16 protein-coding genes are annotated in these 18815 nt (G+C 61.6%); 14 read left to right on the top strand and 2 right to left on the bottom strand.

Going from position 1 to position 18815, the window contains the following annotated elements:
* Positions 1-69: 69 nt before the first annotated feature.
* The 10 genes from CAF74_RS12700 to trpE all read left to right on the top strand — a co-directional run bounded on the left by CAF74_RS12700 (position 70) and on the right by trpE (position 12344).
* The gene (locus CAF74_RS12700) at positions 70-2469 is read left to right on the top strand and encodes a PAS domain S-box protein (RefSeq protein WP_007959927.1); all 2400 of its coding nucleotides are present in this window, start codon (positions 70-72) and stop codon (positions 2467-2469) included.
* A complete protein-coding gene (locus tag CAF74_RS12695; protein ID WP_007959929.1) occupies positions 2470-3099 on the top strand; it encodes a response regulator transcription factor in 630 nt (209 codons plus the stop codon).
* 218 nt (positions 3100-3317) lie between these two features.
* Positions 3318-4442 (top strand): ABC transporter ATP-binding protein, encoded by a 1125-nt coding sequence (locus CAF74_RS12690; RefSeq protein WP_007959931.1) that lies wholly within the window; start codon positions 3318-3320, stop codon positions 4440-4442.
* A gap of 48 nt (positions 4443-4490) precedes the next feature.
* Positions 4491-5534 (top strand): ABC transporter substrate-binding protein, encoded by a 1044-nt coding sequence (locus CAF74_RS12685; protein ID WP_085746582.1) that lies wholly within the window; start codon positions 4491-4493, stop codon positions 5532-5534.
* 141 nt (positions 5535-5675) lie between these two features.
* Positions 5676-6923: an ABC transporter permease gene (locus tag CAF74_RS12680; protein ID WP_007959935.1), complete on the top strand. Its 1248-nt coding sequence runs from the start codon at positions 5676-5678 to the stop codon at positions 6921-6923.
* 12 nt (positions 6924-6935) lie between these two features.
* Positions 6936-7760, top strand: a complete 825-nt coding sequence (locus CAF74_RS12675) for an ABC transporter permease (protein WP_085746581.1) — start codon at positions 6936-6938, stop codon at positions 7758-7760.
* Positions 7761-8041: 281 nt separating this feature from the next.
* On the top strand, positions 8042-9190 hold the full coding sequence (locus CAF74_RS12670; protein WP_085746580.1) for an iron-containing alcohol dehydrogenase: 1149 nt from the start codon (positions 8042-8044) through the stop codon (positions 9188-9190).
* Positions 9191-9304: 114 nt separating this feature from the next.
* Positions 9305-9979, top strand: a complete 675-nt coding sequence (gene rpe, locus CAF74_RS12665; protein ID WP_007918813.1) for a ribulose-phosphate 3-epimerase — start codon at positions 9305-9307, stop codon at positions 9977-9979.
* On the top strand, positions 9976-10794 hold the full coding sequence (locus CAF74_RS12660; protein WP_085746579.1) for a phosphoglycolate phosphatase: 819 nt from the start codon (positions 9976-9978) through the stop codon (positions 10792-10794). The genes rpe and CAF74_RS12660 overlap by 4 nt, the downstream gene beginning before the upstream one ends.
* Before the next feature lie 71 nt (positions 10795-10865).
* Complete coding sequence (gene trpE, locus CAF74_RS12655) at positions 10866-12344, top strand: anthranilate synthase component I (protein ID WP_085746578.1); 1479 nt, start codon at positions 10866-10868, stop codon at positions 12342-12344.
* A 70-nt stretch (positions 12345-12414) separates the two neighbouring features.
* Here trpE and estP read toward each other — a convergent pair whose 3' ends face one another.
* A complete protein-coding gene (gene estP / locus CAF74_RS12650) occupies positions 12415-14325 on the bottom strand; it encodes an esterase EstP (protein WP_085746577.1) in 1911 nt (636 codons plus the stop codon).
* A gap of 403 nt (positions 14326-14728) precedes the next feature.
* On the opposite strand from estP, the gene CAF74_RS12645 reads away from it, so the two are divergent.
* The 4 genes from CAF74_RS12645 (at position 14729) to CAF74_RS12630 (ending at position 18009) form a co-directional block, all read left to right on the top strand.
* Complete coding sequence (locus tag CAF74_RS12645) at positions 14729-15322, top strand: aminodeoxychorismate/anthranilate synthase component II (RefSeq protein WP_007956309.1); 594 nt, start codon at positions 14729-14731, stop codon at positions 15320-15322.
* A 9-nt stretch (positions 15323-15331) separates the two neighbouring features.
* Positions 15332-16381 (top strand): anthranilate phosphoribosyltransferase, encoded by a 1050-nt coding sequence (trpD, locus tag CAF74_RS12640; RefSeq protein WP_039768098.1) that lies wholly within the window; start codon positions 15332-15334, stop codon positions 16379-16381.
* A complete protein-coding gene (trpC, locus tag CAF74_RS12635) occupies positions 16378-17214 on the top strand; it encodes an indole-3-glycerol phosphate synthase TrpC (protein ID WP_007956311.1) in 837 nt (278 codons plus the stop codon). The genes trpD and trpC overlap by 4 nt, the downstream gene beginning before the upstream one ends.
* Before the next feature lie 96 nt (positions 17215-17310).
* Positions 17311-18009 (top strand): lipoate--protein ligase family protein, encoded by a 699-nt coding sequence (locus CAF74_RS12630; RefSeq protein ID WP_085746576.1) that lies wholly within the window; start codon positions 17311-17313, stop codon positions 18007-18009.
* Between the two features lie 10 nt (positions 18010-18019).
* On the opposite strand, the gene crp is transcribed toward CAF74_RS12630, so the two are convergent.
* Positions 18020-18664 carry a cAMP-activated global transcriptional regulator CRP gene (gene crp / locus CAF74_RS12625; RefSeq protein WP_007956313.1) on the bottom strand — a complete coding sequence of 215 codons (645 nt, stop codon included), beginning with the start codon at positions 18662-18664 and terminating at the stop codon, positions 18020-18022.
* Positions 18665-18815: the final 151 nt, after the last annotated feature.

The raw sequence follows: 18815 nt of genomic DNA, 5'->3' as shown, positions 1-18815 counted from the left end.
TATTCCAGGCCAGAAGTTATCCCGGCAGCCTAATGGGTTGGTCAGAATTTGTCAGTGTATGAGACTTCAATGATGCGTTTTTGCTGCCTGTGGGTTATCGGCTGTCTGGCGTTTCCCTTGATGGGCTGGGCGGCGCCTGCGCCACCGAGCCACCTCGCGCGGTTGTCGGCGAGCGAACAGCAGTGGCTCGCACAGCACAATGAATTGCGCGTGGGCCTGGTGTTGCAGGCGCCGTACGCGCAATACGACCGGCGCTTGCAGCGGCTGTCAGGGGCCAACGTCGAAGTGATGAAGGCATTGGCCAGGGCGCTGAATGTCGAGCTGAGCTGGCGCAATTTTCAGGATCTGGCCCAACTCGAGGCCGCTGCCCGGGACGGCGAAATCGACATCGCCCCGGGCCTGACCCAGACCCCGGGCGGGCTGCGGCTGTGGCAGTTTTCCGACCCGTACATGCGCGTGCCGCAACTGGTGGTCAGCGACCAGAAAAGCAGCGCGACCGTGGAACTGGAAAAACTCGACAGCCAGACCCGCGTCGCCGTGCGCATGCCCGGCGTCACCGCCGATTACCTGCGCGGCAACTATCCCCACCTGAATCTGCAAGGCGTACCGATGGAGCGTCAGGCGCTGCAACTGTTGCTGAGTCAGCAGGCGTCCTACGCGGTGGTCGATGAGGCGCAGCTCGGTCGACTGTCGGCAGAACCGGAGTTCGCCGGACTCGTGGTGGTCGGTGACATCGGTTTGCCGCAACTGCTGCGCATCGGCACCCGTCGCGACTGGCCGGAGCTTGCTGGCATCGTTGAAAGCGCCCTGCGCGCAATCCCGGCCAAGGATCTGGAACGCCTGCATGCGCAATGGCTGCAACCCAAGTATCCGCGGCTTTCCGAGTCGCCGGGCTTCTGGCAGAACCTGAGTCTGTTGTTCGCGGTGTTGCTGCTCAGTTGCGTGGCCATCGTGTTCTGGCAACGCCGCCAGCAACGCAGTCTTGAACAACGCCTGTTCGATGCGCGCGAAGACATCGCTTTGCGTGCCGCCAGCGAAGAAGCCCTGCGTCTGACCCAGTTTTCCATCGATCAGAGCACCGTCGGCATTCTCTGGGTCAACTGGGACAGCCATGTGCGCTACGCCAACCGTGCGGCAGAAAACATGCTCGGTTATCCACAGGGCGCCATCATTGATCGGCCGTTGATCGACTTCGAACCGGGCCTGCACATGGACCGCTGGCTCAACCTGTGGAAACGCGCCCGGGCCAGCGAAGAAGGGCCGCTTAGTTTTGAAACCAACTGTGTGCGGGCCGATGGCAGTGTGCTGCCGGCGGACGTGTCGCTGAGTTTCCTGCGTTTTCGTGATGGCGAATACCTGGTGGTTTATCTCACCGATGTCACCGAGCGCCGTCGTGCCCTGGCTGCGTTGCAGGAAAGCGAGGCGCGGCTGCAAGGCATCGCGGCCAATGTGCCGGGGCTGGTGTTCCGTCTCGAGCGCGCACCGGTCACCGGGCAGATCGACTTCGCCTACATCAGCGAGGGCAGCGAAAGTCTGGTCGGCTACGCGCCGGCCGCCATCGCCCACCGCGACATGGGCCTGCGCAGCCTGGTGCATCCGGATGACCGGGCCGCTTATCACCAGACCCAGGATCAAGCGCTGGACACCGACAGCGACTGGTCGTGGCAGGGCCGGATCCTCACGCGCCAGGGCGAGCAACGCTGGGCCGAAATCAAGGCGATCACCCGTCAGCTGGAAGGCGGTTCTTACGTCTGGGACGGCATTGTCTGGGACATCACCGAAAGCAAACGCATCGAACTGGAGCTGGCGGCCTCCCGCGAGCAACTGCGCGAATTGTCGGCGCACCTGGAAAGCGTGCGGGAAGAGGAAAAGGCGCGCATCGCCCGCGAGGTTCACGATGAGCTGGGGCAGATGCTGACGGTGCTGAAACTGGAGACATCGATGTGCGAACTGGCCTACGCGCAACTCGACCCCGGTCTGAACGAACGGCTCAACAGCATGAAACGTCTGATCGCCCAGTTGTTCCAGCTGGTGCGCGATGTGGCGACGGCGTTGCGCCCGCCGATTCTCGATGCCGGGATCGCCTCGGCGATCGAGTGGCAGGCGCGGCGGTTTGAGGCGCGCACGCAGATTCCGTGTCTGGTGCAGGTGCCGGACAACCTTGCGCCGCTCAGCGACGCCAAGGCCATCGGCCTGTTCCGCATTCTTCAGGAGGCGCTGACCAACGTCATGCGCCATGCCCAGGCGCATACTGTGGAACTGACGCTGGCGCAGGAAGGCGACGAATTGTGTCTGACGGTCAGCGATGATGGCGTAGGATTTGTCGCCGCTGCCGGCAGGCCGACATCCTTTGGACTGGTGGGCATGCGCGAGCGGGTGTTGATCATGGGCGGGCAGCTGTCACTCGACAGCGAGCCGGGCGAGGGCACCACGCTGAGCGTGCGGGTGCCACTGGATGAGGAGAAGTAAGTGATCCGTGTACTGGTAGCCGAAGACCACACCATCGTTCGCGAAGGCATCAAGCAATTGATCGGCCTGGCCAAGGATCTGCAAGTGGTGGGGGAGGCGAGCAACGGCGAGCAATTGCTGGAAACCCTGCGCAACGTGCCCTGCGAAGTGGTGTTGCTGGATATCTCGATGCCTGGCGTCAACGGGCTCGAAGCGATTCCGCGGATCCGCGCGCTGAACCATCCGCCGGCGATTCTGGTGCTGTCGATGCACGACGAGGCGCAGATGGCCGCTCGGGCGCTAAAAGTCGGCGCCGCCGGGTATGCGACCAAGGACAGTGATCCGGCGCTGCTGCTGACGGCGATCCGCAAGGTCGCGGCCGGCGGGCGCTACATCGATCCGGAGCTGGCCGACCGCATGGTCTTCGAAGTCGGCCTGACCGATGCGCGGCCACTGCACTCGCTGCTGTCGGAGCGCGAGTTCTCCGTGTTCGAACGGCTGGCGCAAGGCGCCAACGTCAACGACATCGCCCAGCAACTGGCCCTGAGCAGCAAGACCATCAGTACCCACAAGGCGCGGCTGATGCAGAAACTCAACATCACTTCACTTGCCGAGCTGGTGAAGTACGCGATGGAACACAAGCTGCTCTGAGCGACATATCCAATAGCGACAAGCGCTTTTGCCGGTTCTGACGGCTTGAGCCCCGACCCATGCGTCGGGTTTGCCAAAACGCGCCATCCTTGTAGGGCAATCCCTACCCCCGGCCTTCCATCCGGCTGAGGCGATTCTCTCCTGCGCCCCGATTTGCGGGACTGCAAGCAGCCACTAGGCTTAATCCCACAGCAGTCATCAATAACAAAGGTGTGGGTATGAGCCAGGTCGAATCAAACGCAGGGGCCAGTGATGTGCTGGTCAGCTTTCGTGGAGTGCAGAAGAGCTACGACGGCGAGAACCTGATCGTCAAAGACCTCAACCTGGACATCCGCAAGGGCGAATTCCTCACCTTGCTCGGGCCGTCCGGCTCCGGCAAGACCACCAGCCTGATGATGCTCGCCGGTTTCGAGACGCCGACCGCCGGTGAAATCCTCCTGGCCGGGCGGGCGATCAACAACGTGCCGCCGCACAAGCGTGACATCGGCATGGTGTTCCAGAACTACGCGTTGTTCCCGCACATGACCGTCGCCGAAAACCTCGCGTTCCCGCTGACCGTGCGCGGCCTGAACAAGAGCGACGTCAGCGACAAGGTCAAGAAAGTCCTGAGCATGGTCCAGCTCGACGCGTTCGCATCGCGTTACCCGGCGCAACTGTCCGGCGGTCAGCAACAGCGTGTGGCACTGGCTCGCGCGCTGGTGTTCGAACCACAACTGGTGCTGATGGACGAACCCCTCGGCGCTCTCGACAAACAATTGCGCGAACACATGCAGATGGAAATCAAACACCTGCACCAGCGCCTTGGCGTGACCGTGGTCTACGTGACCCACGACCAGGGCGAAGCCCTGACCATGTCTGACCGCGTCGCCGTGTTCCACCAGGGCGAGATCCAGCAGATCGCTCCGCCGCGCACCCTCTACGAAGAACCGAAAAACACCTTCGTCGCCAACTTCATCGGCGAGAACAACCGCCTCAACGGGCGCCTGCTCAGTCAGAACGGCGAGCGCTGCGTGGTCGAGCTGGGGCGTGGGGAAAAGGTCGAGGCGCTGGCGGTCAACATCGGCCAGACCGGCGAGCCGGTCACTCTGTCGATCCGTCCGGAGCGCGTCAGCCTCAACGGTTCGAGTGACCAATGCGTAAACCGCTTCTCCGGGCGGGTGGCCGAATTCATCTATCTGGGCGACCACGTCCGGGTGCGCCTGGAAGTCTGCGGCAAGACCGACTTCTTCGTGAAACAACCGATTGCCGAGCTCGATCCAGCGCTCGCGGTCGGCGACGTGGTTCCGCTTGGCTGGCAGGTCGAGCACGTTCGCGCGCTCGATCCTCTTCTAGAGGCGCATTAAGCGCCCCGGCAATACCAACACCAACCCTGCACGTGGAGAGAACAATAAATGTTGAGATCCCTGAAGTTCACAGCCCTGACCCTGGGCCTGATGGGTGCGGCAAGCGCAATGGCCGCTGGGCCGGATCTGACCGTGGTGTCGTTTGGCGGGGCGAACAAGGCGGCGCAAGTCAAAGCCTTCTACGCACCGTGGGAAGCAGCGGGCAATGGCAAGATCGTCGCCGGCGAGTACAACGGTGAGATGGCCAAGGTCAAAGCCATGGTCGACACCAAGAGCGTGTCCTGGGATCTGGTAGAGGTTGAATCGCCGGAACTGTCCCGTGGCTGCGACGAAGACATGTTCGAGCAACTGGACCCTGCGCTGTTCGGCAAGTCCGAAGATTACGTCAAAGGCGCAATCCAGCCATGCGGCGTGGGCTTCTTCGTGTGGTCGACCGTGCTGGCCTACAACGCCGACAAGCTGAAAACCGCACCGACCAGCTGGGCGGATTTCTGGGACACGAAAAAATTCCCGGGCAAGCGCGGCCTGCGCAAAGGCGCCAAGTACACCCTCGAATTCGCACTGATGGCTGATGGCGTTGCGCCGAAAGACGTCTACAAGGAACTGGCCAGCAAGGGCGGTCAGGATCGTGCGTTCAAGAAACTCGACGAGCTGAAACCGAACATCCAGTGGTGGGAAGCCGGCGCCCAGCCGCCGCAATACCTCGCTTCCGGTGACGTGGTCATGAGCTCGGCCTACAACGGTCGTATCGCCGCCGTGCAGAAAGAATCCAACCTGAAAGTGGTGTGGAACGGTGGCATCTACGACTTCGACGCCTGGGCCATCCCGAAAGGCCTGGACGCCAAGCGTGCGGAAGCGGCGAAGAAATTCATCGCGTTCTCGGTGCAGCCGCAACAGCAGAAGACCTACTCGGAAAACATCGCCTACGGCCCGGCCAACTCTCAGGCAGTGCCGTTGCTGGACAAGGAAATCCTGAAAGACATGCCGACCACCCCGGAAAACATCGCCAACCAGGTGCAGATCGACGTCAGCTTCTGGGCTGACAACGGCGAGCAACTGGAGCAGCGCTTCAATTCCTGGGCTGCGAAGTAACCAGAGGGCTCGCCCTCCTGTGGGAGCGAGCCTGCCCGCGATTGCGGTGTGTCAGTCGGCATCAATGTTGAATCCGAAGGCGCTATCGCGAGCAGGCTCGCTCCCACATTCTCGATTGATCAAAGATTTGCGGAGTACGTCATGGCCATCGCCGTTCCCCTGAACGAGGGCAACAGCCCCACCTTGAAGCAGCGGCTCAAGCACGCCGAGCGGGTCAACCGCTGGAAGGCCCAGGCGCTGATCGCGCCGCTGGTGCTGTTTCTGTTGCTGGTGTTCCTGGTGCCGATCGTGGCGCTGCTCTATAAAAGCGTCGGCAACCCGGAAGTGGTCGGCGGCATGCCGCGCACCGTAACCGCGATTGCGGCGTGGGACGGCCGAGGCCTGCCCGCCGAACCGGTCTATAAAGCCGCCAGCGAAGACCTCGCCGAAGCGCGCAAAAACCAGACCTTGGGCGATCTGTCCAAACGCCTGAACATGGAGTTGGCCGGCTATCGCAGCCTGCTGACCAAAACCGCCCGCTCGCTGCCATTCGCCAGCGAACCGGCCTCTTATAAAGAAGCGCTGGAAGGCCTCGACGAGCGTTGGGGCGATCCGGCCTACTGGCAAGCGGTGAAGCGCAACACCAGCAGCATCACCCCGTTCTATCTGTTGGCGGCGGTGGATCACCGCATCGACGACCTCGGCGAAATTGCTCCGGCCACCCCGGATCAGGCGATCTACCTCGACATCTTCGCCCGGACTTTCTGGATGGGCCTGATCATCACCGTGATCTGCCTGGTGCTGGCCTATCCGCTGGCGTACCTGCTGGCCAACCTGCCGTCGCGTCAGAGCAACCTGCTGATGATTCTGGTGCTGCTGCCGTTCTGGACGTCGATTCTGGTGCGTGTCGCCGCGTGGATCGTGTTGCTGCAATCCGGTGGTTTGATCAACAGCGCGCTGATGGCGATGGGCATCATCGATAAACCGCTGGAGCTGGTGTTCAACCGCACCGGGGTCTACATCTCGATGGTGCACATCCTGCTGCCGTTCATGATCCTGCCGATCTACAGCGTGATGAAAGGCATCTCGCCGACCTACATGCGCGCTGCGATTTCCCTCGGCTGCCATCCGTTCGCCAGTTTCTGGCGGGTGTACTTCCCGCAGACCTACGCCGGTGTCGGCGCCGGTTGCCTGTTGGTGTTCATCCTCGCCATCGGCTACTACATCACCCCGGCACTGCTGGGCAGCCCGAACGATCAGATGGTCAGCTACTTCGTCGCGTTCTACACCAACACCAGCATCAACTGGGGCATGGCCACTGCACTCGGCGGCTTGTTGCTGCTGGCGACCGTGGTGCTTTATCTGATCTACAGCTGGCTGGTGGGCGCCAGTCGCCTGCGCCTGAGCTAAGGGGAATTTGAAATGCTGAGTCCTTATATGTCGCCCGTCGAGCGGGTGTGGTTCTACAGCTTGCGGATCCTCTGCGGCTTGATCCTGTTGTTTCTGATCCTGCCGGTGCTGGTGATCGTGCCGCTGTCGTTCAACTCGGGCAGTTTTCTGGTGTACCCGCTGCAAGGCTTTTCGCTGCACTGGTACCAGGACTTCTTCGCCTCGGCGGAATGGATGCGCGCGTTGAAGAACAGCATCATCGTCGCCCCGGCCGCGACCGTGCTGGCGATGGTGTTCGGCACGCTGGCGGCCATCGGCCTGACCCGTGGCGACTTCCCCGGCAAGCCGCTGGTGATGGCGCTGGTGATTTCACCGATGGTGGTGCCGGTGGTGATCATCGGCGTGGCCAGTTACCTGTTCTTCGCGCCGCTGGGGCTGGGCAACAGTTTCTTTTCGCTGATCGTGGTGCACGCGGTGTTGGGTGTACCGTTCGTGATCATCACGGTGTCGGCGACGTTGCAGGGATTCAACCATAACTTGGTGCGGGCGGCGGCCAGCCTGGGCGCCTCGCCACTGACTACGTTCCGTCGGGTGACCTTGCCGCTGATTGCGCCGGGGGTGATTTCCGGGGCGCTGTTTGCCTTTGCGACCTCGTTCGATGAAGTGGTGGTGACACTGTTCCTCGCAGGTCCCGAGCAGGCGACGTTGCCTCGGCAGATGTTCAGCGGGATTCGCGAGAATCTGAGCCCGACGATTGCGGCGGCTGCAACGCTACTGATTGCCTTCTCGGTGATTCTGCTGCTGACGCTGGAGTGGTTGCGTGGGCGGAGTGAGAAACTGCGTACTGCTCAGATTTAGTGTTCGGCTCAAGAGCCACCCCTCACCCCAACCCTCTCCCCAATGGGGAGAGGGGGAAAGGGAGCCGATCTCTATGCTTATCAAAATTTGAGTTCAACTCGGTAATTCAGGTCAATGGATGGCGAAAGTTCACCACGGTCAGTCCCCTCTCCCTCCGGGAGAGGGTTAGGGTGAGGGCGCTCTTGTTCCTGCTTCAGTCATTCACACCCTGAATACCAGACAACCCGAATTCCCCAGCTACGCTTGTGCTCAGCTCCCACATCTATAAGAGGCTGCGCACGATGAGTCTTTCCTCGTTCAAGATCGCTCACAAACTGATCACCGGCGCCGGGGCCATCGAGCAACTGGCGGCCGAGCTCACGCGGCTGGACATCGACAACCCGCTGATCGTCACCGATGCCGCACTGGTCAAGTCCGGCACGGTGGAGTTGGCGCTGGCACAGATCGGTGAGCGCGAGTACGAAATCTTCGACCGGGTGCTGCCCGATCCGGAAATCGCCATCGTCGAGGATTGCATGCGCGTCTATCGCGAAGGCGGGCATGACGGTCTGATCGGCCTCGGGGGCGGCAGTGCCATCGACATCGCCAAGAGTGTTGCCGCCTATGCTGGTTATCACGGTGCGCTGGAGGATCTGTTCGGCGTCGATCAGGTGCCGCGCAAAGGTCCGCCGCTGATCGCCATCCCGACCACGGCCGGCACCGGTTCCGAAGTGACCAACGTCGCCATCCTCTCGGACAAGGTCGCCCAACTGAAGAAAGGCATCGTCAGCGATTACCTGTTGCCGGACGTGGCGCTGGTCAGTCCGCAGATGACCCTGACCTGCCCGCGCAGTGTCACCGCCGCCAGTGGCGTCGATGCGCTGGTGCATGCCATCGAATCCTACCTGTCACTGAATGCCTCGCCGATCACCGATTCGCTGGCCATCGGCGCGATCAAGTTGATCGCCCGATCCTTGCCCAAGGCCTACGCCAATCCGTCCAACCTGCAAGCCCGGGAGGATATGGCCACCGCCAGCCTGATGGCCGGCATGGCGTTCGGCAATGCCGGGGTCGGCGCGGTGCATGCGCTGGCGTATCCGCTGGGCGGGCGCTTCAACATTGCTCACGGCGTCAGTAATGCGTTGCTGCTGCCGTATGTCATGACCTGGAACAAGATGGCCTGCGTCGAACGGATGCAGGATATTGCCGAAGCCATGGGGGTGAAGACCGCTCATCTGAGTCTCAATGAAGCGGCCGATAGCGCCGTCGCGGCGATGACCGAACTGTGCGCAGTGGTGGAAATTCCGCTGGGCTTGCGCAGTTTCGGGGTGCCCGAAGAGGCGATCCCGGCCATGGCCGTAGAGGCCGCAGGCATCGAGCGCCTGATGCGCAACAACCCGCGCAAGCTCAGCGCCGCCGACATCGAGAAGATCTACCGGGCGGCCTACTGAGAAACTGCCGGCCGCCGGTCATGGCACAACCCAATCATCGCGGTCACGGTGCGCGCGCGGAAACTTGAGGTATACAATGCGCGCCATCGTGATTTAGCTCAGAAAAGGTGCGTCATGCAGCCCTTCGTTATTGCTCCGTCGATTCTCTCCGCCGACTTCGCCCGCCTGGGCGAGGAAGTGGACAACGTTCTGGCCGCCGGTGCCGACTTCGTCCACTTCGATGTCATGGACAACCACTATGTACCGAACCTGACCATCGGCCCGATGGTCTGCGCCGCACTGCGCAAGTACGGCGTGACCGCGCCGATCGACGCGCACCTGATGGTCAGCCCGGTGGATCGCATTGTCGGCGACTTCATCGAGGCCGGTGCCACCTACATCACCTTCCACCCGGAAGCCACGCTGCACGTCGATCGTTCGCTGCAACTGATCCGTGAAGGCGGCTGCAAATCCGGCCTGGTGTTCAACCCGGCGACCCCGCTGGACGTGCTCAAGTACGTGATCGACAAAGTCGACATGGTCTTGCTGATGAGCGTCAACCCGGGCTTCGGCGGGCAGAAGTTCATCCCCGGCACCCTCGACAAGCTGCGCGAAGCGCGGGCGATCATCGATGCTTCGGGCCGTGACATCCGCCTGGAAATCGACGGCGGCGTCAACGTCAACAACATCCGTGAAATCGCTGCCGCCGGCGCCGACACCTTTGTGGCCGGCTCGGCGATCTTCAACGCGCCGAACTATCAGGAAGTCATCGACAAGATGCGTTCCGAACTGGCGCTGGCTCGCCCATGAGCGGTTTTGAGCAGCTGTTCCCGGGGCAACTGCCGCGGTTGGTGATGTTCGATCTGGATGGCACGCTGATCGATTCGGTACCCGACCTGGCGGCGGCGGTGGATAACATGCTGCTCACCCTCGGGCGCAAGCCTGCCGGTATCGAGTCGGTTCGCGAGTGGGTCGGCAACGGTGCGCCGGAGCTGGTGCGCCGCGCCTTGGCCGGCGGCATCGATCATTCTTCCGTGGATGACGTCGAAGCCGAGCACGCGCTGGAAGTTTTCATGGAGGCCTACGGCGCCAGCCATGAGCTGACCGTGGTCTATCCCGGCGTGCGCGACACCCTCAAATGGCTGCACAAGCAGGGCGTGGCCATGGCGCTGATCACCAACAAGCCGGAGCGCTTCGTTGCGCCGCTGCTGGATCAGATGAAGATCGGCCGCTACTTCAAGTGGATCATCGGCGGCGACACCCTGCCGCAGAAGAAGCCCGATCCGGCGGCGCTGTTCTTCGTCATGAAGATGTCCGGTATCCCGGCCTCGCAATCGCTGTTCGTCGGCGATTCGCGCAGCGACGTGCTGGCGGCGAAAGCGGCGGGGGTCAAATGCGTAGGGCTGAGTTATGGCTACAACCATGGCCGGCCGATTGCCGAGGAATCCCCGGCGCTGGTGATCGACGATCTGCGCAAGCTAATTCCCGGTTGCCTGGATACGGCCGCTGAGATAACGTTGCCCGACGCTTCTCAATCCCCTTCTGGAAACGCCATCGTGGTGGTCACCCGCAAACTCTGGATGAAAGTCATCAAGGCCCTGGCCCGCTGGCGTTGGCGCGCCTGACTTGTTCCTGGCCGGCCTGCCGGCGCGTTTGCACACCTGACTGATTTGCCCCTCACACCACGAGGCACCCTATGATCCGCGAAGAATTCCTGCGTCTGGCCGCTGACGGCTATAACCGCATCCCGCTGGCCTGCGAAACCCTGGCCGACTTCGACACTCCGCTGTCGATCTACCTGAAACTGGCCGACCAGCCCAACTCCTACCTGCTCGAATCGGTGCAGGGCGGCGAGAAATGGGGCCGTTACTCGATCATCGGCCTGCCGTGCCGCACCGTGCTGCGAGTTCACGATCATCACGTGAGCATCACCGTCGATGGTGTCGAAACTGAAAGCCATGACGTTGAAGACCCGCTGGCCTTCGTCGAAACCTTCAAGGCCCGCTACAACGTGCCGACCATTGCCGGTCTGCCGCGCTTCAACGGCGGTCTGGTGGGGTACTTCGGTTACGACTGCGTACGTTATGTAGAAAAGCGCCTCGGCAAATGCCCGAACCCGGATCCGCTGGGTGTGCCGGACATTCTGCTGATGGTCTCCGATGCGGTGGTGGTGTTCGACAACCTCGCCGGCAAGATGCACGCGATCGTGCTGGCCGACCCGGCGCAGTCCGATGCCTACGAGCAGGGCCAGGCGCAATTGCAGCAACTGCTGGAAAAACTGCGTCAGCCGATCACCCCGCGTCGTGGCCTGGATTTCAGCAAGCAGCAGGCGGCCGAGCCGGTGTTCCGCTCCAGTTTCACCCAGGATGACTACGAAAAAGCCGTCGACACCATCAAGGAATACATCCTCGCCGGTGACTGCATGCAGGTCGTGCCGTCCCAGCGCATGTCGATCGACTTCAAGGCGGCGCCGATCGATCTGTACCGCGCACTGCGTTGCTTCAACCCGACGCCGTACATGTACTTTTTCAACTTCGGCGACTTCCATGTTGTCGGCAGTTCGCCGGAAGTGCTGGTGCGGGTCGAAGACAACCTGATCACCGTGCGCCCGATTGCCGGCACCCGTCCTCGCGGGGCTAACGAAGAGGCGGATGTGGCACTGGAAGAAGACCTGCTGTCCGACGACAAGGAAATCGCCGAGCACCTGATGCTGATCGACCTCGGTCGCAACGACACCGGACGCGTTTCGGAAATCGGCTCGGTGAAACTCACCGAGAAAATGGTCATCGAGCGTTATTCCAACGTGATGCACATCGTGTCTAACGTCACCGGTCAGTTAAAGACCGGGTTGACGGCGATGGACGCGCTGCGGGCGATCCTGCCGGCGGGCACCTTGTCCGGCGCGCCGAAGATCCGTGCGATGGAAATCATCGACGAGCTGGAACCGGTCAAGCGTGGCGTATATGGCGGCGCGGTCGGGTACTTCGCCTGGAACGGCAACATGGACACCGCGATTGCGATCCGTACCGCAGTGATCAAGAACGGCGAACTGCACGTGCAAGCGGGTGGCGGCATCGTCGCTGACTCGGTGCCGGCGCTGGAATGGGAAGAAACCATCAACAAGCGCCGGGCGATGTTCCGCGCTGTTGCGCTCGCCGAGCAAACCCCGGACTGAGTGATTGATGCTTCAGCTATAAAAAAAACGCGGCGCCTGTGAGGGCGCCGCGTTTTTTATGGCCTGCGAATCAGAAGTCGAGTGCTACGCCGACGTTGACCCCTTGCTGGGTGAAGTCGTCATCCTTGCGGATGTCGTAGCTGGCGCGCAATGCCAGATCCTTGGTGAGGTTGTGGCTCACGCCCAGGTTCAGGCGGTTCAGGTTGGTTTGAGGGGCGTAGCCGGCCAAGGTGTAGCGGTTGTTCGGCAGGCTGTTGAGGTTCATCGTCACATTCTGGGTGTCGTCGTTGTACTCGCGCTCATGGGCCAGCTCGCCGAACACCTGGGTCTGCGAGGTGATCTGGTACTTGCCCTGGATCCCGAGACCGAGACGGCGGGAGATGCGCGACTGGTCATCGAACGTCAGCGCGGTGGAGTCGGCGCCGTTTTCCGAGTAACCATCGACTTCAACCTTGGCAAAGTCGGCGCTGACGAATGGCGACAGGTGCCATGGGCTGCTCGCTTCTGGCGCAATGTCGTAACCCACGCGTCCGCTGAAGGCCAGAACATAGCCGTCGGTATCGCCTTTCTCGCCACGTTCGTTGACCCCCAACTGGAATTTGCGTTTGAGGCTGTCGTAATCCAGATGCCCGGCGGTTACGGCGGCGTCACCCCACCAGCGGTTCTGCTGGTACTGGGCGAACGCGGTGCCCAGATAAGTGTTCAGCTTGTAGTCCGAGTCGTTGTCGCCGGCCTCGAGTTTCTGATTGTAGAAACCGGCCGCCACGCCCATGCGCCAGGCGTCGTTGAGACGGTAGCTGCCGCCGATGTTCAGGTTGTAACCGTTGCCGTCTGCGCTCGCGCCGCTGCGCTGGCTGTCGAAGTCCTGATGCTGGCCGCCGCCGGCGACAATCGCCCGCCATTGGCCAACGGCCTGCCAGTTTTCCCAATCTGCCAGCCACTGGTTGCGCAGTTCATCCTGATGCGAGCGCAGGGTACCTTGGGCCATTTGCGGCAACAGGGTCGCTTCCCATGGCGCGGCCAGCAGCGAGTAGGCGTAATCGGCAATCAGGCGCTGCCCGGCTTCTGTCGGGTGGACGGCGTCGTTGTAGATCAGCTTGGTCGGATCCGGGGTGGCGCTGTTGATCCCGTACCGCGCGTTCTCCGTGCAACTGTTGCCGCTGAAGCAGGTGCCGACCAGATTCTGGTCGGTCGCCAGGCCGAACTGCGCCGGATTGGCGAATGCCTCTTTGAGCAGAACCGGGACGTTCAGCGGGATGACGTTGGCATTGACGCTCTGCAACTGGCTGACCAGTTCGGTGTTGAACTGGGCGCTGAGTTGCGAGGTGAAGGCCTGTAGCGGCGAGCCGTTGATGGCCGGAGTCAGGCCGATGTCCGGCAACAGCCAGACCATGATGTAGCGGGCGCCGGCGCCTTGCAGCGTGCGGACGCTGTCGACCAGTCGATCGGCGGCGGCATTCGCCTGCGGAAGACTGGTGACGCGGCCCTGTAGGAAATCGTTACCGCCCCCGGTCAGGTAATACAGGGCATTCGGGTCCGCGCGGAAACCGTTCGACGGCAGATAACCGGCGCGGGTGCGTTCGCCGGTGGCGGACTGGCTGGTGATCGAGTCGAGAATCTGGTCGGTGCGGTAGCCGCCGACAGCCCAGTTGTTACCGTCCGGCTGGCCTTGGCCGGCACGAACTGCCGAGGACGAGGAGGCGGTTTGATCCGGTGTGAAGCCGAGACGGCCACCGAGCAGTTGCGTCGAGTTCAGCGAGCGGAGTTCACCGCTGCCGTCCAGATACACCGGGCCGGTGCGGTTGGTGTAGCGCTGCGTGGCGCCGGCCGGGCCGCCGCTGTCAGTGAAAGTCCCGGCATCGCTCAGGCTGTCGCCGAAAACCACGAAATTCGAATAAGGATTGGGTGCGGCGTTCGCCTGGGCGCAGGCCATCGCGAGCAGGCATCCGGCGAGCGGTACAAACAACGTCTGTTTGATCATGAGCAAGTCCGTTTATTTATTGTTGTAGTGAACGAAACGACAGTACCAAAAACTTCCGGCGTTTTGCCATCGGTCGTCAACCCTCCCATTGTTTTATCCCCCACGGCCCCGGCCATATTGCACGCTCCGCCCAGCTAAGTTACTGTGCCGAAACGTATGAACGAGACCTTCCCCGTGTTGATCACCAGCAAACTTCTGGATCAAGTCATCAAGGCACACGCCCGCTGGCGTTGGCGCGCCTGAATCTTTTCTGCCGGCCCCGCCGGATCTGTATCGCTTTGCCTTCCTTGCCCGTATGAAATGCCGCTGTGCCGATGCGACCTGCGCGTCCGACCGTGTGCAGCGCCCTGGCAAGTCATCCGAAGGCTGTCTTCAAGTCAGAATTCAAGAGGTTCGAAACGCCATGTTGCTGATGATCGACAACTACGACTCCTTTACTTACAACGTTGTGCAATACCTCGGCGAGCTGGGTGCCGAGGTCAAGGTGGTGCGCAACGACGAACTGACCATTGCCGAAATCGAAGCGCTCAACCCTGAGCGGATCGTCGTATCCCCTGGCCCGTGCACACCGACCGAAGCCGGCATCTCCATCGAAGCCATCAAGCACTTCGCCGGCAAACTGCCGATTCTCGGGGTCTGCCTCGGTCACCAGTCCATCGGCCAGGCTTTTGGCGGCGATGTCGTCCGCGCCCGGCAAGTGATGCACGGTAAGACTAGCCCGGTATTCCACGAGGACAAGGGCGTGTTTGCCGGTCTGAACCGTCCGCTGACCGTCACCCGCTATCATTCCCTGATCGTCAAGCACGAAACGTTGCCCGATTGCCTGGAGCTGACGGCGTGGACCCAGCACGATGACGGTTCGGTCGACGAAATCATGGGCCTGCGTCACAAGACCCTGAACATCGAGGGCGTACAGTTCCACCCGGAATCGATCCTCACCGAACAGGGCCATGAACTGTTTGCCAACTTCCTCAAACAAACCGGCGGCACGCGCTAAGGACTTTCCATGAATATCAAGACAGCCCTGAGCCGTATCGTCGATCACCTCGACCTCAGCACCGATGAAATGCGCGACGTGATGCGCGAAATCATGACCGGCCAATGCACTGACGCGCAGATTGGCGCGTTCATGATGGCCATGCGCATGAAGAGCGAGAGCATCGACGAGATCGTCGGCGCCGTGTCGGTGATGCGCGAGCTGGCGGACAAGGTCGAACTCAAGACCCTCGACGGCGTGGTCGATGTGGTCGGCACCGGCGGTGACGGGGCGAATATTTTCAACGTGTCGACCGCGTCTTCCTTCGTGGTCGCCGCGGCTGGCTGCACCGTGGCCAAGCACGGTAACCGCGCGGTGTCGGGTAAGAGCGGCAGCGCCGATTTGCTGGAAGCCGCCGGCATCTACCTCAACCTGACTCCGGTTCAGGTGGCGCGCTGCATCGACAACGTCGGCATCGGCTTCATGTTCGCCCAGACTCACCACAAAGCCATGAAATACGCCGCCGGCCCGCGTCGCGATCTCGGCCTGCGTACCTTGTTCAACATGCTCGGCCCGCTTACGAATCCGGCCGGTGTGAAACATCAGGTGGTGGGCGTGTTCACCCCGGCGCTGTGCCGGCCGTTGGCTGAAGTCTTGCAGCGTCTGGGCAGCAAGCACGTGCTGGTGGTGCATTCGAAGGACGGTCTGGACGAATTCAGTCTGGCGGCGCCGACGTTTGTCGCCGAGCTGAAGGACGATCAGATCACCGAATATTGGGTCGAGCCGGAAGATCTGGGCATGAAGAGCCAGAGCCTGCACGGCCTGTCGGTCGAAGGCCCGGAAGCGTCGCTGGCGCTGATCCGCGATGCACTGGGCAAGCGCAAGACCGAGAACGGTCAGAAGGCTGCCGAAATGATCGTGCTCAATGCCGGTGCGGCGCTGTACGCCGCCGACCTAGCGACAAGTTTGAAAGAGGGCGTGGCACTGGCCCACGACGCTCTGCACACCGGTCTTGCTCGGGAGAAACTCGAGGAGTTGGGTGCCTTTACCGCGGTATTCAAAGTGGAGAATGAGGGATGAGTGTACCGACGGTTCTGGAAAACATTCTGGCCCGCAAGGTTCAGGAAGTCGCCGAGCGTAGCGCTCGTGTGAGCCTGAGCGAGCTGGAAAGTCTGGCCAAGGCGGCCGATGCACCCCGTGGTTTTGCCCAGGCATTGCTGGCGCAGGCCAAGAAGAAACAACCGGCAGTGATCGCCGAAATCAAGAAAGCGTCGCCGAGCAAGGGCGTGATCCGCGAGAACTTCGTTCCTGCCGACATCGCCAAAAGCTACGAGAAGGGTGGGGCGACCTGCCTGTCGGTGCTGACCGACATCGACTACTTCCAGGGCGCCGATGCCTACCTGCAACAGGCCCGCGCGGCCTGCTCGCTGCCGGTGATCCGCAAGGACTTCATGATCGATCCGTACCAGATCGTCGAAGCCCGTGCGCTGGGCGCCGATTGTGTGTTGTTGATCGTCTCCGCACTGGATGACGTGAAAATGGCCGAACTGGCGTCGGTCGCCAAAGACGTCGGCCTCGATGTGCTGGTGGAAGTGCACGACGGCGATGAGCTGGAGCGCGCGCTGAAAACCCTCGACACGCCGCTGGTCGGGGTCAACAACCGCAATCTGCACACTTTTGACGTCAGCCTGGAAACCACCCTCGACCTGCTGCCGCGCATTCCGCGCGATCGTCTGGTGATCACCGAGAGCGGGATCCTCAACCGTGCCGATGTCGAACTGATGGAAATCAGCGACGTTTACGCGTTCCTGGTCGGCGAAGCATTCATGCGCGCCGAAAGCCCGGGCATCGAACTGCAGCGTCTGTTTTTCCCGGAGCGCGGCGTTCCGGTGAGCGGTTCGACCCTCGACTGATCGAGTCTTCGCAGGCGCCCGTTCCCCTGTGGGAGCGGGCTTGCCCGCGAAGGCGGCATAAGATTCACCTCAGACTCAACGTCCTATGGAAACCTTATGATCCCCACATCCCTGACCATCGAAGCCGGCCTGCAAGCCGAACAGCATCTGCTGGCCTCGGTCTGCGCTGGTGATGCCGAATTTGGCTTGCTGTTCTGGCAGCCCAGCGACCGCGCTTTGGTCATGCCACGTCGTTTGAACCGCTTGCCCGGATTCGATCACGCCTGCGAAACCTCCGCTGCTGCCGGCTGGCCGGTGTTGCTGCGTGAGACCGGCGGCGAACCTGTTCCGCAATCGGCGTCGACCATCAATATTGCGCTTGTCTACGCACCGCCTCGCAGCGAAGGCGATCTGAACCGCATCGAAACCGGTTACCGGCGGCTGTGCGATCCGATCTGTGAGTTGCTGGATGAGTTGGGTGGCACTTCGTCGCTGGGTGAAATCGACGGTGCGTTCTGCGACGGTCGCTTCAACGTCAATCTCGACGGTCGCAAGATGGTCGGCACCGCCCAACGCTGGCGCCAGAGTCAGGGTGGTCAGCGACCGGTGGGGTTGGTGCACGGTGCGATGCTGGTGGAAGACGAACGTGAGTCGATGGTTGCGGCGGTCAATCGATTTAATGAAGCGTGTGGCCTGGAGCAACGGGTACGTGCCGCCAGCCACATCGCTCTGCATGAGAAATTCCCGGCGCCCCATGCACTGGCGCGTCTCGATGAACTCTTTCGTTTGATGCTGGCGCAGATCTACGCCGGTTGAGCTTTGGAACTCAGCGGGTGCCGAAGACCACCATGGTCTTGCCTTTCACATCCACCAGGTTGCGTTCCTCAAGATCCTTGAGCACGCGACCGACCATCTCTCGTGAACAACCGACAATCCGGCCGATTTCCTGACGGGTCACCTTGATCTGCATGCCGTCCGGGTGAGTCATCGCGTCCGGTTGTTTGCACAGCTCCAGCAAACAGCGAGCGACACGGCCGGTGACGTCGAAGAACGCCAGGTCGCCGACCTTGCGTGTGGTGTTGCGCAGACGTTGTGCGATTTGTCCGCTGAGGACGTAAAGAATGTCTGGATCCTGCTGCGACAGTTCGCGGAACTTGGTGTAGCTGATTTCCGCGACTTCGCATTCAACCTTGGCCCGCACCCAGGCGCTGCGCTGTTGCTCCTGGCCGGCTTCTTCGAAAAGACCCAACTCGCCGAAGAAGTCCCCGGCATTCAGGTAGGCGATGATCATCTCGCGGCCGTCGTCGTCCTCGATCAGGATCGTGACCGAGCCGCGGATGATGAAGTACAGCGTGTCGGAGCGATCCCCGGCGCAGATGATGTTGCTCTTGGCCGCGTGACGGCGGCGCTGGCAATGCATCAGCAGCTTGTCGAGGTTCTTGATTTTGGGTGTGGGGGTAATACCAACCATGGTTGTATCCCGAAAAGACTGCACGGTTATATTTGGTTTTTATATGAGGCGCTGAGGCGGTCGCTACACAGTCTGGCGAAGGCGCCAGTGAATTGGCGCCAGCTTACCAGACACTTCGTCGAAATTTCGAGAAATCGCCTACGTCAAAGGT

The sequence above is a fragment of the Pseudomonas sp. R45(2017) genome, from assembly GCF_002112305.1.
Taxonomy (GTDB): domain Bacteria; phylum Pseudomonadota; class Gammaproteobacteria; order Pseudomonadales; family Pseudomonadaceae; genus Aquipseudomonas; species Aquipseudomonas paraglycinae.
This window is presented reverse-complemented; position numbering and strand designations above follow the sequence as displayed.

Excerpts from the sequence above, each read along its gene's own strand:
- estP (WP_085746577.1), bottom strand. The coding sequence starts at position 14,325 with ATGATCAAACAGACGTTGTTTGTACCGCTCGCCGGATGCCTGCTCGCG.
- rpe (WP_007918813.1), top strand. The coding sequence starts at position 9,305 with ATGCAGCCCTTCGTTATTGCTCCGTCGATTCTCTCCGCCGACTTCGCC.
- trpC (WP_007956311.1), top strand. The coding sequence starts at position 16,378 with ATGAGTGTACCGACGGTTCTGGAAAACATTCTGGCCCGCAAGGTTCAG.
- CAF74_RS12685 (WP_085746582.1), top strand. The coding sequence starts at position 4,491 with ATGTTGAGATCCCTGAAGTTCACAGCCCTGACCCTGGGCCTGATGGGT.
- CAF74_RS12690 (WP_007959931.1), top strand. The coding sequence starts at position 3,318 with ATGAGCCAGGTCGAATCAAACGCAGGGGCCAGTGATGTGCTGGTCAGC.
- trpD (WP_039768098.1), top strand. The coding sequence starts at position 15,332 with ATGAATATCAAGACAGCCCTGAGCCGTATCGTCGATCACCTCGACCTC.
- CAF74_RS12700 (WP_007959927.1), top strand. The coding sequence starts at position 70 with ATGATGCGTTTTTGCTGCCTGTGGGTTATCGGCTGTCTGGCGTTTCCC.
- crp (WP_007956313.1), bottom strand. The coding sequence starts at position 18,664 with ATGGTTGGTATTACCCCCACACCCAAAATCAAGAACCTCGACAAGCTG.
- CAF74_RS12680 (WP_007959935.1), top strand. The coding sequence starts at position 5,676 with ATGGCCATCGCCGTTCCCCTGAACGAGGGCAACAGCCCCACCTTGAAG.
- trpE (WP_085746578.1), top strand. The coding sequence starts at position 10,866 with ATGATCCGCGAAGAATTCCTGCGTCTGGCCGCTGACGGCTATAACCGC.
- CAF74_RS12645 (WP_007956309.1), top strand. The coding sequence starts at position 14,729 with ATGTTGCTGATGATCGACAACTACGACTCCTTTACTTACAACGTTGTG.
- CAF74_RS12660 (WP_085746579.1), top strand. The coding sequence starts at position 9,976 with ATGAGCGGTTTTGAGCAGCTGTTCCCGGGGCAACTGCCGCGGTTGGTG.
- CAF74_RS12630 (WP_085746576.1), top strand. The coding sequence starts at position 17,311 with ATGATCCCCACATCCCTGACCATCGAAGCCGGCCTGCAAGCCGAACAG.
- CAF74_RS12670 (WP_085746580.1), top strand. The coding sequence starts at position 8,042 with ATGAGTCTTTCCTCGTTCAAGATCGCTCACAAACTGATCACCGGCGCC.
- CAF74_RS12675 (WP_085746581.1), top strand. The coding sequence starts at position 6,936 with ATGCTGAGTCCTTATATGTCGCCCGTCGAGCGGGTGTGGTTCTACAGC.